Genomic DNA, 16,499 nt, shown 5'->3' on the forward strand with positions numbered 1-16,499 from the left:
CGCGAGGGGCCGCGGGCGGCGTAGTCTGAGTGCGCCATGCCGTACGAACCCCCCACTCATACCGTCGAGCGCTCCCTCCGCGCCACGACCGGTGCGAAGGTCATCGCCGGTGTCGACGAGGTGGGGCGCGGTGCCTGGGCCGGCCCTGTCACCGTCTGCGCCGCCGTCACCGGACTGCGCCGCGCGCCCGAAGGCCTCACCGACTCCAAGCTCCTGACCGTCAAGCGCAGGACCGCGCTCGCCGTGGAGTTGGAGAAATGGGTGACGGCGTACGCCCTCGGGCACGCCTCCCCGGAGGAGATCGACCGACTGGGCATGACGGCCGCGCTGCGCCTCGCGGCCGGACGCGCCCTGGACGCCTTGCCGGTCCGCCCCGACGCGGTCATTCTCGACGGGAAGCACGACTATCTCGGCGCTCCCTGGAGGGTCCGCACGGTGATCAAGGGCGACCAGTCCTGCATCGCCGTCGCGGCGGCCTCGGTGATCGCCAAGGTGCAGCGCGACAAAATGATGGCCGAACTGGGTATCGACCATGCAGACTTCGGCTTTGCGGCCAACGCCGGGTACCCGTCGCCGGTCCACAAAGCCGCGCTGGAGGAGCGGGGCCCCACCCCGTACCACCGGTTGTCGTGGGCGTATCTTGATGCGCTGCCCCAGTGGCGGCACCTCAAGAAGGTCCGCAGCTTGGCGGATGGAAGCGTTCCGGAGATCGAGGGCCAGCTCGGCTTCGATTTCTGACGATTCCGTTCGCACTCATGTGCCACCCGCCGGGGCGAATCGCACCGGCGTTTGATAGACATCAGCTCATGCCTCTCATTCCCGAGGAGCCTCAGATTCACGAGAGTGCCCAGGGTCCCCGCGTCACTCCGGCCAGTGGCCGTACCGCGCCGACCCCTCGCCCTGTACCCGGTCCCCGTCCCGCGGCCCCGCCGCGTCCCGGCCGTCCGGGTCCTGTCCGGCCCATGCCGGCCCAACGCACCCCGCGCGAGCCGGTCGTGGCCGCGCCGGGGCCGTCCCCCGAGCCGGTCGCACCCGTGGCCGGCACCGCGCAGATCCAGCTCGTCCCGGCCTCGGCCGACGGTGCGCTGGACGCCGCGGAAGAAGCCGTCGACCTGCTGCTGGAGTCGGGCCGCGCTCCCGGTGAGGTGCTGGTGATCACCACCGGCGATCCGCACCCGTGGGCCGCGCACGAACTCTCCTTCGGCGAGGCCGCCTACTGGGCGCAGCACGACGCCGGCGACGACGTCTTCTACGCCGACGCCGCTGCCGCCGGCCGTGTCGCTTCCCGTCCCGTGGTCGTGGTCGCGGTCAACGGTGGTTCCGGCGCGGTCGCCGCGACCGCCCTGCCTCTGGCCCTCGGCCGGGCCGGTGCCCTGCTGATCGTCTGCGGTGACCCGCAGCAGATCAACTCGGTCCTGGCCGCAGGCGTCTGAGCACGTTCCGGACCCGGTCCGGAACGCGCCCGGCGGAACGCTGAGGGTGCCGCCACGGCGGCACCTGCACGGCGGTCGCCTCGGCGTACCCGTATGCGTTCGCACCCGCGGGCCGCTCGCCTGTCGTTCGTCCATGTGATGTCGAGGCGGCATGGCGTCGGCCTGTCCCTCACCCGAGGGCCTTCCGGCTCCGGGCGGGTGTCACCGCGGCTCACGGTGGTGGTGTCACCGCGGCGCACGGCGGATGTCACCGACGTGCTCGGTGCCTGTCACCGGACGGAGGCCGGCCGCCCTTCACATGCGCCGTCCAGGTTGGTCGCGTGTGCGCGCAGGAGTGCCTCGTCCCGCACACGCACGGTCATCCAGCGTGCGCCCTGCTCGATGCGCGCCTCCCGGCCGCCGAGCGTGGGTGCGCTCCGGAGCCGAGCCGCACATTCGTGACGCACCGGCGCCTGAGTGGTACCACCCCTGTGCCGCCCGGCCGAGCGTGTGCGGTCCGCCTCCCCCCGGGGCGGGCCGCCGCCCGCGACTCACCCGCCTCTCAGCGGGCGGCCGCCCGGCGCATCACCTCGGACGCGACGCCTCCGGTGCGAGGCAGCGGCGGCATCACCTCACCCACGTAGAACTCCGGCGCCGAGTCGGAATTGGGGCGGCGTCCGCCGCGGCCCTCGCCCAGAACCTGCCAGCCGTCACGTGTCAGCGTGATGTACGCGCCGCATCGCAGCCCGTGGAGCGTGCAGGCATCGCGCAGTCCCCACATCCAGGCCCCGTCCTCCTCCGTCCAGCGCGCGTCCCCTTCCCGGCAGTACAGCAGTACGGCCGTGCGCGCGGGAGTGCGGCGCCGCAGATCGTGCGGGATGACCCGGCGCAACTGCGCGAGCAGTGCGTTGCGGAACATCCAGCCGTCGGCGGGTGCCGGACGCCGGGTGAAGGACGCGCTCGCCATCAGCCGCTCGTCGTGGTCGAGCACCGCGACGACCGCGGTCGACGGTCTGGGCCGGTGCCGGGCGTGAAGGCCGCTCACGACCTCACGGGGATCGCGCAGAAGCGGAATTCCGGCCGAGGCCCATTCGGCGGGTTCCAGCATGCGGGTCAGTGGGTTGGTGGAAGCGGCGGACAGGTCGGGAGACGTCGACATGGTTGCCGCCGAGGACGGAGCGAATCCGAAGGTCACGGTCCTCCCTTCGGCTACGTGCCCAGACAGCGGGCGGGGTCGGACTGGGGGAATGGCACGCCGCAGCAGAGCCCTACCGGACCACGGGCAAACCGTGCGGGGAGCGGAGCTCAATTCTTCCTGTCGAACTGGGTTGCGGCAACGAGCAATTGGGGCCGCAGACCGGTTTCGGGTGATTAGCGCCCTATATACCTGCCCGGTGTTCCGAATCGCGACACACGAGTCAGGCCTGTACGGCGAGGACCAGCGGCAACACTGCCTGGGCGCCCGCTCTGCGCAGCATCCGCGATGCCACCGCCAGCGTCCAGCCCGTGTCCGTGGCGTCGTCCACCAGCAGTACCGGACCCTCCGCCTCTCTCAGGACGTCGGCCAGCCGCGGTGGCACGGTCAGGGCCCCGTCCAGCGCCTTCAGTCGCTGTGCGCTGTTGCTCCGGGAGATCTGGGTCGCCTCGCCGACGTACTCCACGGATCCCAGCAGCGGCAGCCGGCCGATCTCCGCGATCCGCGCGCCGAGCGAGTGGATCAGCTGCGGCCGCGAGCGCGAGGCGATGGTCACCACGCCGACCGGGCGCGGCTGTGCGTCGGGCTGCCCCGAGGCCCAGCCGCCGGGGCCTTTCGCCCAGTCGGCCAGGACACCGACCACGGCTTGGGCGACATCGTCCGGAACAGGCCCGTCCGGGGCCTGCGGGGTGAGCATCGGCCGCAGCCGGTTGCCCCAGCCGATGTCCGAGAACCGCCCCAGGGCGCGCCCCGTAGCGGCCTGTTCGCCGGCCGGGATGCGGCCCTTCAGCTCGACGCCGACCGCGGCCAGCCCGGTCGGCCACATCTTCCGGGGCTCGACCTCGACGCCCGCGCGGTCCAGCTCGCCGTTCGCCGCGTCCAGCGCGGCGGCGGACACGGACGCCTGGAACCGCCCGCCGGCACAGTTGTCGCAGCGCCCGCACGGCGCGGCGCCCTCGTCGTCCAGCTGCCGTCGCAGGAACTCCATGCGACAGCCGGTCGTCGACACGTAGTCCCGCATCGCCTGCTGTTCCGTCGCCCGCTGTTTGGCCACCCAGGCGTAGCGCTCCGTGTCGTAAGTCCAGGGCATGCCCGTGGAGATCCAGCCGCCCTTGACCCGGTGCACGGCCCCGTCCACGTCGAGCACCTTGAGCATGGTCTCCAGGCGGGACCTGCGCAGCTCGACCAGCGGTTCCAGCGCGGGCAGGGAAAGGGGGCGCTCGGCCCGGGCCAGTACGTCCAGAGTGCGTCGCACCTGCTCCTCCGGGGGGAAGGCGATCGAGGCGAAGTACTCCCAGATCGCCTGGTCCTCCTTGCCCGGCAGGAGCAGCACCTCCGCGTGCTCCACACCGCGGCCCGCGCGTCCCACCTGTTGGTAGTAGGCGATCGGGGAGGAGGGGGAGCCCAGGTGCACCACGAAGCCCAGGTCGGGTTTGTCGAAGCCCATGCCCAGCGCCGACGTGGCGACCAGCGCCTTGACGCGATTGGCGAGCAGGTCCTCCTCGGCCTGCTGGCGGTCGGCGTTCTCGGTCTTCCCGGTGTACGACGCCACGGTGTACCCGCTCTGGCGCAGGAACGCGGTGACCTCCTCGGCCGCGGCCACGGTCAGCGTGTAGATGATCCCCGAGCCCGGCAGGTCGTTCAGGTGCTCGGCGAGCCAGGCCATCCGGTGCGCGGCGTCCGGCAGCCGCAGCACCGCGAGACTCAGGCTCTCCCGGTCCAGCGGGCCGCGCAGAACCAGCGCGTCGGTGCTCACGCCCGTGCCCAGTTGCTCCGCGACATCGGCCGTCACGCGCGCGTTCGCCGTCGCGGTGGTGGCCAGCACCGGGGTGTCGGGCGGGAGGTCGGCGAGCATGGTGCGCAGGCGGCGGTAGTCCGGCCGGAAATCATGGCCCCAGTCGGAGATGCAGTGCGCCTCGTCAACCACCAGCAGACCGGTGGCCGCGGCCAGTTTGGGCAGCACCTGGTCTCGGAAGTCGGGGTTGTTCAGCCTTTCCGGGCTCACCAGCAGGACGTCGACCTCGCTCGCCGCCACCTCGGCCTGGATGGTCTCCCACTCCTCCGTGTTGGAGGAGTTGATCGTCCGTGCGCGGATTCCGGCGCGGGCCGCCGCCTCCACCTGGTTGCGCATCAGCGCGAGAAGCGGCGAGACGATCACCGTCGGCCCGGCGCCCAGTTCGCGCAGCAGCGCGGTCGCGACGAAGTAGACCGCGGACTTGCCCCAGCCGGTGCGCTGGACGACCAGCGCTCTGCGCTTGTCGGCCACCAGCGCCTCGATCGCGCGCCACTGGTCCTCGCGCAGCCGTGCCTCCCCGGCCCGCGCGCCGACCAGCCGGGCCAGGACGGCGTCGGCCGTGGCGCGGAGGGTGTCGCGGGAGGCGTCGTGTGCGGTGTCGGGGGCTGTCGTGGGTCGCGGGTCTTCGTTGGTCATGGCTCCATGCAACCGGATGGGTCCGACAAAGCGCGAACGAGACGTCGAGCTGTGGACAACTTCTGTCGTGATCATGCTGACCGTTATCCACAGGCTCAACCGGAATCTTGTGATCCGCGAGATGGTCGCCGCATGACGAATCACGACGAATCGGCCGGTACGTCCGGCGACAAGAACATCAGCGCGGTCGGTGGACGCGGCGGGAACCCCGGGTGCGACCGATCCGGCGGCGGAGGCGATCAGGGCGGCCGCAACGGGCCGGGCGGGCGCGCCGCAGACGGCTGGGACGCTTTGGACACCCCGTCGGCGGACGCGTGGAACGGTCCGGACGGCGAGTCCGGCGAGGGGTGGGACGGTCCGGACGGTCTGACCGGACGTGGGGGCCGGGACCGGCCGTTCCGTCAGGCCGGCCCGGAGGTCCGTGACGGTACGGCCGTTCCCGGCGTGCTGCGCCACGGGGGCGGCGGGGGCCGTGCCCGCGACCACCGGCACGCGGGCGGTGTGAGCCTCCCGGGCGGGGAACATCAGGTGACTCTCCGTACCCCGGCGGAGCTGGCTGACGCGCTGCCCTATCTCCTCGGGTACCGCCCCGAGGACAGCATCGTGCTGGTCGCCCTGCACGACCGGGAGCGGCGGGGCCGGTTCGGCGGCCGGGCCCGACTCGGCATTCCGGCCCACGCCGAGGACTGGCCGTCCGCCTCCGATGAGCTCGCCCAGGGACTGGTGAAAGGGAGCGAGCGCCGGGGCGCCCGCCCCGGGAGCATGGTGGCGTACCTGTGCCAGGAACCCGGGAAGGGGGAATCGGGACGGGACGTGATGGAACGTCTGCGCCCGCTCGCACAACTGCTGCGGACGGCCTGCGGACGTCTCGACGTTCCCGTGATCGAGGCTCTCTGCATCTCCGACGGCCGTTTTTGGACCTACACCTGCCCAGGTCAGGGATGCTGCCCGGCGGAAGGCACCTCGATGGGACTGCCGGGCACGTCCGTCCTCGCCGCCGCCGCGACGTACGCGGGCCTTCAAGTGCGCGGATCCCTGAAGGACCTGACGGCCAGGTTTCTTCCCTGGGAGTCGGCCGCCGCGCTGGGCCAGGAGGTGGCCCTCGACACGGCCAGCATGGCTCTCGTACCGAGGATCCTGGAGGACGACAGCCGGGCCGAGGTGGCCGAGGAGGCCCTCGCGCTGGCCCGGCGGATCAAGGACCGGCTCGCGGCGGCCTTCCCCGTGTCGGGCACGCGTCCGTCGGACCTGCGCGACGACGGACTCCTCGAGAACGACGAGGCCGCCACGCTGATCCTCGGCCTGCAGGACCGCACGACCCGTGACCGAGCCGCGCAGTGGATGGAGGGCGACGAGGCAGCCCCTGCGCTGCGCCTGTGGCGGGCACTGGCCCGTCGCTGCGTCGGCCCCTACCGCGAGCACGCGGCGGCACCCCTCACCCTCGCGGGATGGGTCGCCTGGTCCATGGGAGACGAACTGGAGGCACGAGAAGCGCTCGCCATGGCGCTCGGCGCCGATCCCGACTATCTGTTCGCCCGTCTTCTCCACCAGGCATGCAATGAAGGGCTGGATCCGGAATCCGTCCGGCGCTGTCTGCGTGCCCAGCGCACGGACCACGGCCCGACCGACACGGAGCGACCGACCGACTCCGGCACACCGCTTCCGGAGGACGGCCTGATGACGCCCGGTTCCGCCGGGGAGCCGTCAGACCTGATGACGCCCGGTTCCGTCGGTGAGCCGTCAGGCCTGACGACGCGCGGTTCCGCCGGGGAGCCGTCCGGCCAGAAGATCCCTGGCTCCGCTCGGGAGGTGCCCGGACCGAAGACCCTTGGTTCCCGCGCGTCGGACACCTCGCACTCGGCGCCTGGCACCCGACGCCGCCGCAGGCCCCGACCGGCCACGATCGGCGGCAGCCGACCGGGCCGTCGCGGCCCCGGCGCTTCGAACAACCAGGGGTGCCGCCCGGCAGGCGATGCCTCACGGGCAGGGGACCCGCCGAGGCGGGTGGCGGACCGGGCGGACGACCGGCCGCGCAGGCGGGGCGACAGTGAGCCGCACGGTGGCGGGGAGGACACGTGAGTGGCTGGGGCGCAGCACGGCGGGACAGATCGGGGACGAAGACCGGCCGGCACGCTCGGCCGAGGCGGGCCGGGGTTCCCGGTCCGCCCAGGCCGGGCCGCGTCCCGAGCCGACCACTGCCGGACGGCACGTTGCCCGGCGGGCCAGGCCGGCTTCCGCGCGGTTGGCGACCGGTCGACCGGTGCTCGTGCGATCGGTGGGCCGTCCCACCGCCATTCGGTCGGCTTCCTGGGCACATGCGTGACCCCGGACAGGGCTGTCCCGTTCACCTGAGTGGCGGAATCCCTGGCCGGATTGCGCCGCCGCAACGCCCGCGACCCCGCGGAGCCCCCACCCGGAGCCGAGCGCGCTCCAGGCGCACCGAGCGCGGAGGAAGCCACCCCATGTCCATGCCTCATCCGTCCTCGGCGCCCGACGGTCGCCGTCCGACCGGGCACGAGCCCGCACAGCCCGCCGGACGCGGGGGCGCTCCGGCTGCCCCACGACCGGGCCGCGAAGCGGGTGCGCCCTTCTTCCCGGCAGGACGCGGACCCGGCACTCTCCGGACGGCCCTTCCCGTGCCGGGCCGGCCGGCGGACTTGCCGCCGGCCCACACCACCCTGATCTGCGCCGCCCTTCCCGGACTGGCGATCTCGACGGAGGAAGGACAAATGACCGGCCGCGGCCTCGAGGGCTTCTACATGGCGGGCCGGCGGACTCTGTCCCGCTGCCTGGTCCGGGTCGCGGACCGGGAACCGCTCGCGATGCAGGCCCGGATGCTCGCGGCCGACCGGGCCCGCTTCGTGGGCGCGCTGCGCGCGGCCCCCGACACCGGCCCGGATCCGGACGTGGTCGTCGAGCGAACCCGCCATGCGGAGGGCATCGAACGGATCACCCTGCGCAGCTCGGCTCTTCGGGCCCTGCGCCTGCCCCTCGAGGTCGCCCTCGGGACGGACCTCGCGGAACTGGGCGACGTCGCCTCGGGACGAGGAGGGCCTGAACTGCCCGCCACCGTCCACGCCGCCGGCCTGCGCTGGTCCTGCCCCACGGGCCACGTGACCGTCTCCGCCGACCCGCCGCCCACCGACGCCCTGGCCTCGGCGGGGATGCTGCGCTGGGAACTCGAACTGCCACCGGGCGGCACCCTCACGGTGGAACTGCGCGTCAGACCGGAGGGGCAGGGGCCGGTCAGGGGGGTGGGCCGCGGCGCGGCGAGCCCGTTCGCCGAGGCCGGGGTGCTGAGTGACGAGCCCGGGGCCGAAGCGCTCCTGAGCACCTGTGCCGATGACCTTCGCGCCCTGCTGCTGCGCGACCCCCGGCATCCGGCCGACACGCACCTCGCGGCCGGGGCCCCCTGGCGCTGCGGACTGGCTCCGGCCGAGGCACTGGCCGCGGCCCGGATGACCCTGCCGCTCGGCACACGTCTCGCCGCGGGCACGCTGCGAACCCTCGCCCGCACCCAGCTCACCGGTCCGGGACCGCACTCCGGGCTGATTCCGGGACCGCTCCGGGACAGCGGGCCGCACCTGCCGCCGGGCTGCACAGCGACCGAGGCGACCCTGTTGTTCCCGGTCCTGCTGGCGGAGGCCTGGCGCTGGGGCCTGGCCGAGCGGGAGGTGGAGGAACTGCTGCCCGCGGCCGAGCGCTGTCTGGAATGGCTGCGGACCGCGGTCGGCGACGGCACGTATCTGCCCGACCCGCAGCCGGGCGGACCGTTCCGCTGCGAGACGCAGGCACACGCGCATCGCGCGGCCCTGCTCGGTGCCGGTCTGCTCGACGGTCACGGTCGGACCGGTGGCACGGGGCTGCGGCAGTGGGCCCAGGCCATGCGGGCGGCGTTCCGTGACGACTTCTGGGTCGAGGACCTGGCCGGTGGCCGACCAGCCGCCGCTCGTACCCAGGACGGGCGGCTCCTGCCCCAGCTCGGCTCGGGCACCGCCCATCTCCTCGACACCGGCTTGTCGGGTTCGGGAGAGACGGCACCCGGTCTGCTCGACAAGGTACGGACCGAACAGCTCGCGCGGCTCCTCGGCGGCCCGGCCATGGACTCGGGCTGGGGGCTGCGCAGCCTCGGGGCGAACGAGGCGGCGTACAACCCGTTCGGTCATCGCAGCGGGGCGGTGCGTGTCCACGAGACGGCCGTAGCCGTCACCGGGCTCGCCGCCGCGGGCCACGAGAAGGAGGCCGGCTCGCTGCTGCGCGGCGTCCTGGCGGCGGCCGAGTCCTTCGGCGGCAGACTGCCCGAGATGTACGCGGGGGAGCAGCGCACCCGGGGGAGCGCGCCGCTTCCCCATCCGGCCGCCTCCCGGCCCGCGGCCACCTCGGCCGCCGCCGGGGTGCTGCTGCTCTGCTCCCTGGCCGGGATCCGCCCCGATGCCCCCGCGGGCACGGTGACCCTGCGGCCGTTCCGGGCCGCGCCCCTGGGAGAGATCGTGCTGACGGGCCTGAGGATCTCGGGCGCCCCCTTCTCCGTGCGCGTCAGCAGACTCGGGCTCGCCATGGTCGAGGAAGCGGGCGACGGACTGCAGCTGGGGGTGTGACGCCGCGGTAAGCGTCCTTGACCGGTTGCCCCGCCCGGCGGGGGAGCCGTACGGGACGGAAGTCGATCAACCATGGACCGGGCTCCCGAAGGAGGTGTTTATCGTCAGGCAGACGACTATGATCGCGGCATGCCCTACGACCCGTCAGCCTTTCCGCCCTTCGCCGTGACCGTGGACCTGGTCGTGCTGACCGTGCGCCGCCATGCCCTGTGCGCGTTGGCGGTACGGCGGGGCGAGCAGCCGTTCCAGGGGCGATGGGCACTGCCCGGCGGCTTCGTACGCACCGACGAGGACCTGGCCCAGGCCGCGGCACGCGAGCTGGTCGAGGAGACGGGCCTGTGCGCCCACGACCCCTCCGTGCCCGCCCAGGACAACGGCGCCCACCTGGAGCAGCTCGCGACCTACGGCGACCCCAAGCGCGACCCCCGGATGCGTGTGGTCAGCGTCGCGCATCTCGCCCTCGCCCCCGACCTCCCCGCCCCCCGCGCGGGCGGGGACGCGAACAGCGCGCGCTGGGCACCGGTCGAGGAACTGCTGCAACAAGGCGGGTACGGGCGGGACGGGGAGCAGGCGGCGCCCCTCGCCTTCGATCACGCGCAGATCCTCTCGGACGGCGTGGAGCGCGCCCGGTCCAAGATCGAGTATTCGTCGCTGGCGACCGCCTTCTGCCCCACCGAGTTCACCGTCGGCGAGCTGCGCCGCGTCTACGAGGCCGTCTGGGGCGTGGCGCTCGACCCGCGCAACTTCCACCGCAAGGTGACCGGAACGCCGGGCTTCCTCGTGCCCACCGGGGGCACGACCACGCGCCAGGGCGGCCGCCCCGCCCAGTTGTTCCGCGCGGGCGGCGCCACGCTGCTCAATCCGCCGATGCTGCGCCCCGAGGTCTGAGGGAGGCGGCGGACACGCTTCCGGGCCCACGGGTCTCGGCGTACTCGCCGGACCTGCGAGGCCTATCGGAGGTGAGCCGCATGGCGCCCGGAAAATCCGAAATGTCGCGCTATCTTGCTGTGAGTGATCCAGGCCATCGGACTGACCAGCAACATGCGCAAGGCGCGTCCGCCCGCCGTCGACGACGTCTCCTTCGAGGCGCGCGCGGGCCACGTCACAGCGCTCGTCGGAGCCCAGGGCGCGGGCAAGACGACGGCGCTGAGGCTCATGCTCGAACTCCAACAGGGCCGCGGAATCACCTACTTCCGAGGCAGGCCGCTGCATCGCATCGCCCATCCCTCGCGTGAGGTCGGCGTACTCCTGGGCGAGGTGCCGGGCCATCCGGCGCGCACGGTCCGCGGCCAGCTCCGCATGCTGTGCGCCGCCGCCGGGGTACCCGTGCGCCGCGCGGACGAAGTCCTCGAAGTGGTCGGGCTCGTCAGCCTGCGGGACGAGAGTCTGGGCACGCTGTCCCGCGGCATGGACCGCCGGCTCGGACTGGCCTGCGCGCTCCTGTCCGACCCTCACACCCTCGTGCTCGACGGCCCCGCGGACGGCCTCTCCGTCAGGGAAGGCCGATGGCTGCACGGGATTCTGCGCGCCCACGCGACCCAGGGCGGCACGGTGCTGTTCACCACGGACGACCCCAAGGAGGCCGCGCGAACCGCCGACCGGGTCGTCACGCTGGAGCAGGGACGGCTGGTCGCCGACCAGGAGGTCGTGGAGTTCGCCCGCACCCGGCTCCGGCCGCGAGTGGCCGTCCGCAGTCCGCACGCCGCCCGGCTCGGCTCCCTCCTGACCAAGGAAGCCCGCACGGCGCGGCGCTCCGTGGAAGTCGTGCGTGAGGAGGGCAACCGGCTCTCGGTGTACGGCAGCACCTGCGCCGACGTCGGCGAGACGGCCTTCCGGCACGGCATCCTCGTACACCAACTCGCCGACGAGACGGGGGACATGGGTCCCACGCAGGCCGTGGCGTTCTCGGACGAGGACGGGCGCCCCGCCGACGAGCCGGGCCCCGCCGATCCGCCGGCCGCGGACGCTCTGCCTGACCTTCCGCCCCCCATCGCCGTACGCCAGGCCCGGAGCCCGCTGCGTCCTCTGCGTTACGAACTGCGCAGAGCCGCCGGTGTCAGCACCGGTTACCTGACCGCCGCCGCCGTTCTCGTCACCTCGGTCCTCCTGTCCGTCCTCCTGGCCAGAATCGGGCACACGCCTCAGCCGCGACTGCTGGCCGCGTGGCCGCGCGAACTCCCGCTTCCGCCCGCCGCGCTCGGTGCCGGGCTGCTGGGCGCCGTCGCCTTCGGCGAGGAGTTCCGTCACCCTGCCCTGGCCGCGGACCGCGGCACCGTCCCGCGCCGGCTGGGACTGCTGACCGCCAAGCTCCTCGTCGCCTCGGCCACCGCGGCGATGCTGGCGTTCCTCACCGTGGGATGCGACCTCGAAATGCTCTACCTCGTCTACGGACGGGAGCTCACCGGAGTTCCGTCGGACTGGCTCTCGCTGAGCGCGAGTTGGTTCGGCCTCGTGACGGGCTGTGCGTGGGCGGGCGTACTGGCGGCCGGCATCTTCCGCTCCACCGCCGCCGGGCTCGCGGCGGTCCTCGCCGTGCCGGTCGTCGTCGTACCGCTCGTACAAAAGGTCCTGCGGGGGCCGTCTGTGCGGTCGGCGGCCGGATTCCCGGAGCGGCTCCGGGAAGTGCTTCTCGTGCAGTGGCCGTTCGGCGGCGAGCGCTACCTGCTGGCCGGTGTGCGGGTGCTGGCCCAACCCGTGGGCGGAGCACTGCTGTTGTCGCTGGCCGCACTGCTCTGCGCATATCTGCTCACGACCCTGCGGAGCCGGGTCCGATGACGACCGTCCGCTCCCTTCCGTTCCCCCTGTGCGCACAACTCCCCGAAGAACGCCCATTTCTTTCCGATAAGGCGTCAATTGCGACGGTGTGAGCGATCACCCTTTCGTGTGCTTTTCACCAAAGACCTCAAGGCAGTTGGAGTAGGCGCCGACAAAAGACCCGTGAGTACCCTTGCGCAGACCATGATGACCGCCGCCCGTTCCTCAGACTCCGGCCTCGCCGGACCGGGCGAACTCGACCGTTACCCCTATGTCGACGCGTCCGGAGCCGACCGCGTCGGTCCCCCCGTGTGGGACAGCGCCGAGCCCGAGCTCGGCCGTGTCGGCCGACGTGCCACCGGCAGTCGCGGACGCGGACTGCACGGCCAGCTCGTCCAGCAGCTCGGCCAGATGATCGTCTCCGGCGACCTCGGCGCGGACCGTCCGCTGGTGCCCGAGGAGATCGGCCAGCGGTTCGAGGTCTCCCGGACCGTCGTCCGGGAGTCCCTCCGCGTTCTGGAGGCCAAGGGGCTGGTCAGTGCCCGCCCGAACGTCGGCACGCGCGTGCGTCCTGTCAGCGACTGGAACCTCCTCGACCCGGACATCATCGAATGGCGGGCCTTCGGGCCGCAGCGGGACGACCAGCGGCGCGAGCTGAGCGAGCTCCGCTGGACCATCGAGCCGCTCGCCGCGCGCCTCGCGGCCGGACACGGACGTGAGGACGTGCAGCAGCGGGTCGGCGACATGGTCGAGATCATGGGCCACGCCATGGCGCAGGGCGACGCCCTCACCTTCGCGCGCGCCGACGCCGAGTTCCACTCGCTGCTCATCCAGCTCGCGAGCAACAGGATGCTGGAGCACCTCTCGGGGATCGTGTCGGCGGCTCTCCAGGTCTCCGGTGCCCCGGTCACCGGCTGTGACCGGCCGAACGAGGCCTCGCTGGGTCACCACGCGCGCATCGTCGACGCCCTCGCGGCGGCCGACGGCGCGGCGGCCGAGGCGGCCATGCGGCAGCTCCTCACCGTCCACCCCGAGGTGGAGCGTGTCGTGCCCGCGCCGCGCGAGCACTGATCGCGCGCCGAGGGTGACGCGGTCCGGGGCGCGTGTGCGTCCGTGGCGGCGTCGGACCCGTGAGTCATCACCCGTCGGGACCTCGCCGAATCCTTCGTGGATGAGGTGAGGTCCCGACGGTGCGACCGGGCGGCGGATCATGAACTAACCTTGCTTGATAGGATCTGTCATCTTTTGGGCACTTACGGGGTGTGACTCGGGCCACGCAGATTGGGCGTAACGCTCTTGGGACCAGCGCGATGACCTAAGAGGTGATAGCCGAGGAAGGAATACAGACGCCGTGTGTGGCGCTGTGCATCTTCCCGGCCCCGCCCGCGCCGTCGGCCCATCCCCAGTCGGCGGTCGTCGGCTCCTGTCCGTAGTGGACGGGGCCGGAAGCCGTTTTCCAACGTTCCGAGAGGTTGTTCGTGTCGGCCAGCACATCCCGTACGCTCCCGCCGGAGATCGCCGAGTCCGTCTCTGTCATGGCGCTCATCGAGCGGGGAAAGGCTGAGGGGCAGATCGCCGGCGATGACGTGCGTCGGGCCTTCGAAGCTGACCAGATTCCGGCCACTCAGTGGAAGAACGTACTGCGCAGCCTCAACCAGATCCTCGAGGAAGAGGGTGTGACGCTGATGGTCAGTGCCGCGGAGCCCAAGCGCACCCGAAAGAGCGTCGCAGCGAAGAGTCCGGCCAAGCGCACCGCCACCAAGACCGTGGCGGCCAAGACGGTGACCACCAAGAAGGCCACCGCCACCGCGGCTCCGGCTGCCCTCGCCGACGATTCGGCTGAGGACGCCTCCGCAGGCAAGCCCGCCGCAGCCAAGAAGACGACGGCGAAGAAGGCCGTCGCCAAGAAGACCGTCGCCAAGAAGACGGCGGCCAAGAAGACGAGCGCCAAGAAGGACGACGCCGAGCTCGTCGACGACGAGGCGACCGAGGAGACCCCGGGCAAGGCCGGCGCGGAGGAGACCACCGAGGACGGCGCCCAGGGCTTCGTCCTGTCGGACGACGACGAGGACGACGCGCCCGCTCAGCAGGTCGCCGCCGCCGGTGCCACCGCCGACCCGGTCAAGGACTACCTCAAGCAGATCGGCAAGGTCCCGCTGCTCAACGCCGAGCAGGAGGTCGAGCTCGCCAAGCGCATCGAGGCCGGTCTGTTCGCCGAGGACAAGCTGGCCAACGCCGACAAGCTCGCCCCCAAGCTCAAGCGTGAGCTCGAGATCATCGCCGAGGACGGCCGCCGCGCCAAGAACCACCTGCTGGAGGCCAACCTCCGTCTGGTGGTCTCCCTGGCCAAGCGTTACACCGGTCGTGGCATGCTCTTCCTGGACCTCATCCAGGAGGGCAACCTCGGTCTGATCCGCGCGGTCGAGAAGTTCGACTACACCAAGGGCTACAAGTTCTCCACGTACGCCACCTGGTGGATCCGTCAGGCGATCACCCGCGCCATGGCGGACCAGGCCCGCACCATCCGTATCCCGGTGCACATGGTCGAGGTCATCAACAAGCTCGCGCGCGTCCAGCGTCAGATGCTCCAGGACCTGGGCCGTGAGCCCACCCCGGAGGAGCTGGCCAAGGAACTCGACATGACCCCCGAGAAGGTCATCGAGGTCCAGAAGTACGGCCGCGAGCCCATCTCCCTGCACACTCCGCTGGGCGAGGACGGCGACAGCGAGTTCGGTGACCTCATCGAGGACTCCGAGGCCGTCGTGCCGGCCGACGCGGTCAGCTTCACGCTTCTCCAGGAGCAGCTGCACTCCGTCCTCGACACCCTGTCCGAGCGCGAGGCGGGTGTCGTCTCGATGCGCTTCGGTCTCACCGACGGTCAGCCGAAGACCCTCGACGAGATCGGCAAGGTGTACGGCGTGACCCGCGAGCGGATCCGCCAGATCGAGTCCAAGACCATGTCGAAGCTGCGTCACCCGTCGCGTTCCCAGGTGCTGCGCGACTACCTCGACTAGGCCTCGGCCGCACGTCGACGAGGGCCCGACCTCCTTTGGGGGGTCGGGCCCTCGCCGTGTGCGCGGAGTGCGTGCCTTCGCTCACTGGATCACTCTGGGTGTTCCACGACCCTCCCAGTGTGAGGAGCGCGCATGCGCCGTCCCTACGCCCCGGCCCTGGCCCTTGCGGCCGCCACAGCGGTGATATCACTGACGACCCCCGCCCTGGCGTCCTCCGACAGCGTTGTCATAGGAAGCCGTCCGGTCCAGATCTCCGAGAGTCCCTGGACGGTCGCACTGTCCAGCCGTGACCGGTTCGGGGGTACACGCGCGGGACAGTTCTGCGGAGGAGTGGTGGTCGGCCCGACCACGGTCCTGACCGCGGCCCACTGCCTGGGCGAGGACGTGCTGGGGGCGCCATCGCGGGACGGGGGCGACCTGAAGGTCATCGCCGGACGCGGGGACCTGATGTCCGGCGACGGCAAGGAGATCTCCGTACGCGACGTCTGGGTCAACCCGCACTACGACAGCGATACGAACGCCGGTGACTTCGGCGTACTGACGCTCGCCGAGCCGCTGCCGGCCTCCTCCGTGATCCGTATGGCCGCCGCGGGCGACCGGGCGTACGACCCGGGGACCGCCGCCGTCGTCTACGGCTGGGGCGATCTGACGGGCGGCGGCGACTACGCGAGCAGTCTGCGGGCCGCCGACGTGCACGTGCTTCCCGACGCCGCGTGCGAGCGGGCCTACCCCGGTGACGAGTCCGGGACCTACGACGCGGCGTCCATGGTCTGCGCGGGAGAGCAGGAAGGCGGCCGTGACGCCTGCCAGGGGGACAGCGGCGGCCCGCTGGTCGCCCAGGGCCGTCTCATCGGCCTGGTGTCCTGGGGGAGCGGCTGTGGGCGCGCGGAGAGCCCTGGTGTCTACACGCGGGTCTCAGAGGCGGTCCAGGCGCTGAACGCGGACCGCTGAGAGCGCTCGGCGTCGCGATACGAGTGTGGGGGGGGGCCCCCCCCCCCGGGGGGGGGGGGGGCCCCCCCCCCCCCCCGCCCCGCGGCCCCCCCGGGGGGGGGGGGGGGCGGGTGGGGGGAGAGGGGTATTTTTGATGAGAGGGCC

General features: G+C 72.3%; 11 protein-coding genes. 9 read left to right on the plus strand and 2 right to left on the minus strand.

What is annotated here, in order from left to right; all coding sequences use genetic code 11:
* The first annotated feature begins 36 nt into the window (after nt 1-36).
* Nucleotides 37-738, plus strand: a complete 702-nt coding sequence (locus tag ACF07B_RS29985) for a ribonuclease HII (protein WP_392181254.1) — start codon at nt 37-39, stop codon at nt 736-738.
* A gap of 68 nt (nt 739-806) precedes the next feature.
* Nucleotides 807-1,433 (plus strand): hypothetical protein, encoded by a 627-nt coding sequence (locus ACF07B_RS29990; RefSeq protein ID WP_392181255.1) that lies wholly within the window; start codon nt 807-809, stop codon nt 1,431-1,433.
* A 541-nt stretch (nt 1,434-1,974) separates the two neighbouring features.
* Here the strand turns inward: ACF07B_RS29990 and ACF07B_RS29995 are convergent.
* Both ACF07B_RS29995 and ACF07B_RS30000 read right to left on the minus strand, forming a co-directional pair.
* Nucleotides 1,975-2,607: a hypothetical protein gene (locus ACF07B_RS29995; protein ID WP_392181256.1), complete on the minus strand. Its 633-nt coding sequence runs from the start codon at nt 2,605-2,607 to the stop codon at nt 1,975-1,977.
* A gap of 223 nt (nt 2,608-2,830) precedes the next feature.
* Nucleotides 2,831-5,038 carry a RecQ family ATP-dependent DNA helicase gene (locus ACF07B_RS30000; protein ID WP_392181257.1) on the minus strand — a complete coding sequence of 736 codons (2,208 nt, stop codon included), beginning with the start codon at nt 5,036-5,038 and terminating at the stop codon, nt 2,831-2,833.
* 132 nt (nt 5,039-5,170) lie between these two features.
* On the opposite strand from ACF07B_RS30000, the gene ACF07B_RS30005 reads away from it, so the two are divergent.
* The 7 genes from ACF07B_RS30005 (at nt 5,171) to ACF07B_RS30035 (ending at nt 16,355) form a co-directional block, all read left to right on the plus strand.
* Nucleotides 5,171-7,117, plus strand: a complete 1,947-nt coding sequence (locus ACF07B_RS30005; RefSeq protein ID WP_392181258.1) for a DUF4192 domain-containing protein — start codon at nt 5,171-5,173, stop codon at nt 7,115-7,117.
* Between the two features lie 650 nt (nt 7,118-7,767).
* Complete coding sequence (locus ACF07B_RS30010; protein WP_392181259.1) at nt 7,768-9,636, plus strand: glycogen debranching N-terminal domain-containing protein; 1,869 nt, start codon at nt 7,768-7,770, stop codon at nt 9,634-9,636.
* A gap of 129 nt (nt 9,637-9,765) precedes the next feature.
* Nucleotides 9,766-10,524, plus strand: a complete 759-nt coding sequence (locus ACF07B_RS30015) for an NUDIX hydrolase (RefSeq protein ID WP_351121542.1) — start codon at nt 9,766-9,768, stop codon at nt 10,522-10,524.
* Nucleotides 10,525-10,647: 123 nt separating this feature from the next.
* Nucleotides 10,648-12,411, plus strand: a complete 1,764-nt coding sequence (locus ACF07B_RS30020) for an ATP-binding cassette domain-containing protein (RefSeq protein ID WP_392181260.1) — start codon at nt 10,648-10,650, stop codon at nt 12,409-12,411.
* 162 nt (nt 12,412-12,573) lie between these two features.
* Nucleotides 12,574-13,461: a FadR/GntR family transcriptional regulator gene (locus ACF07B_RS30025; RefSeq protein WP_369479510.1), complete on the plus strand. Its 888-nt coding sequence runs from the start codon at nt 12,574-12,576 to the stop codon at nt 13,459-13,461.
* A 407-nt stretch (nt 13,462-13,868) separates the two neighbouring features.
* Entirely contained in the window at nt 13,869-15,404 is a 1,536-nt protein-coding gene (locus ACF07B_RS30030; protein WP_392181261.1) for an RNA polymerase sigma factor, read from the plus strand.
* A 132-nt stretch (nt 15,405-15,536) separates the two neighbouring features.
* The gene (locus ACF07B_RS30035) at nt 15,537-16,355 is read left to right on the plus strand and encodes a S1 family serine peptidase (RefSeq protein ID WP_392181262.1); all 819 of its coding nucleotides are present in this window, start codon (nt 15,537-15,539) and stop codon (nt 16,353-16,355) included.
* The last annotated feature ends 144 nt before the right edge of the window (nt 16,356-16,499 follow it).

Origin of the sequence: Streptomyces sp. NPDC015532 (assembly GCF_043078065.1) — a bacterium.
Lineage (GTDB): Bacteria > Actinomycetota > Actinomycetes > Streptomycetales > Streptomycetaceae > Streptomyces.

What these genes read in the sequence shown, in the direction of transcription:
- ACF07B_RS29985 (WP_392181254.1), top strand. Translation starts at nt 37, where the DNA reads ATGCCGTACGAACCCCCCACTCATACCGTCGAGCGCTCCCTCCGCGCC.
- ACF07B_RS29990 (WP_392181255.1), top strand. Translation starts at nt 807, where the DNA reads ATGCCTCTCATTCCCGAGGAGCCTCAGATTCACGAGAGTGCCCAGGGT.
- ACF07B_RS30000 (WP_392181257.1), bottom strand. Translation starts at nt 5,038, where the DNA reads ATGACCAACGAAGACCCGCGACCCACGACAGCCCCCGACACCGCACAC.
- ACF07B_RS30005 (WP_392181258.1), top strand. Translation starts at nt 5,171, where the DNA reads ATGACGAATCACGACGAATCGGCCGGTACGTCCGGCGACAAGAACATC.
- ACF07B_RS30010 (WP_392181259.1), top strand. Translation starts at nt 7,768, where the DNA reads ATGACCGGCCGCGGCCTCGAGGGCTTCTACATGGCGGGCCGGCGGACT.
- ACF07B_RS30015 (WP_351121542.1), top strand. Translation starts at nt 9,766, where the DNA reads ATGCCCTACGACCCGTCAGCCTTTCCGCCCTTCGCCGTGACCGTGGAC.
- ACF07B_RS30035 (WP_392181262.1), top strand. Translation starts at nt 15,537, where the DNA reads ATGCGCCGTCCCTACGCCCCGGCCCTGGCCCTTGCGGCCGCCACAGCG.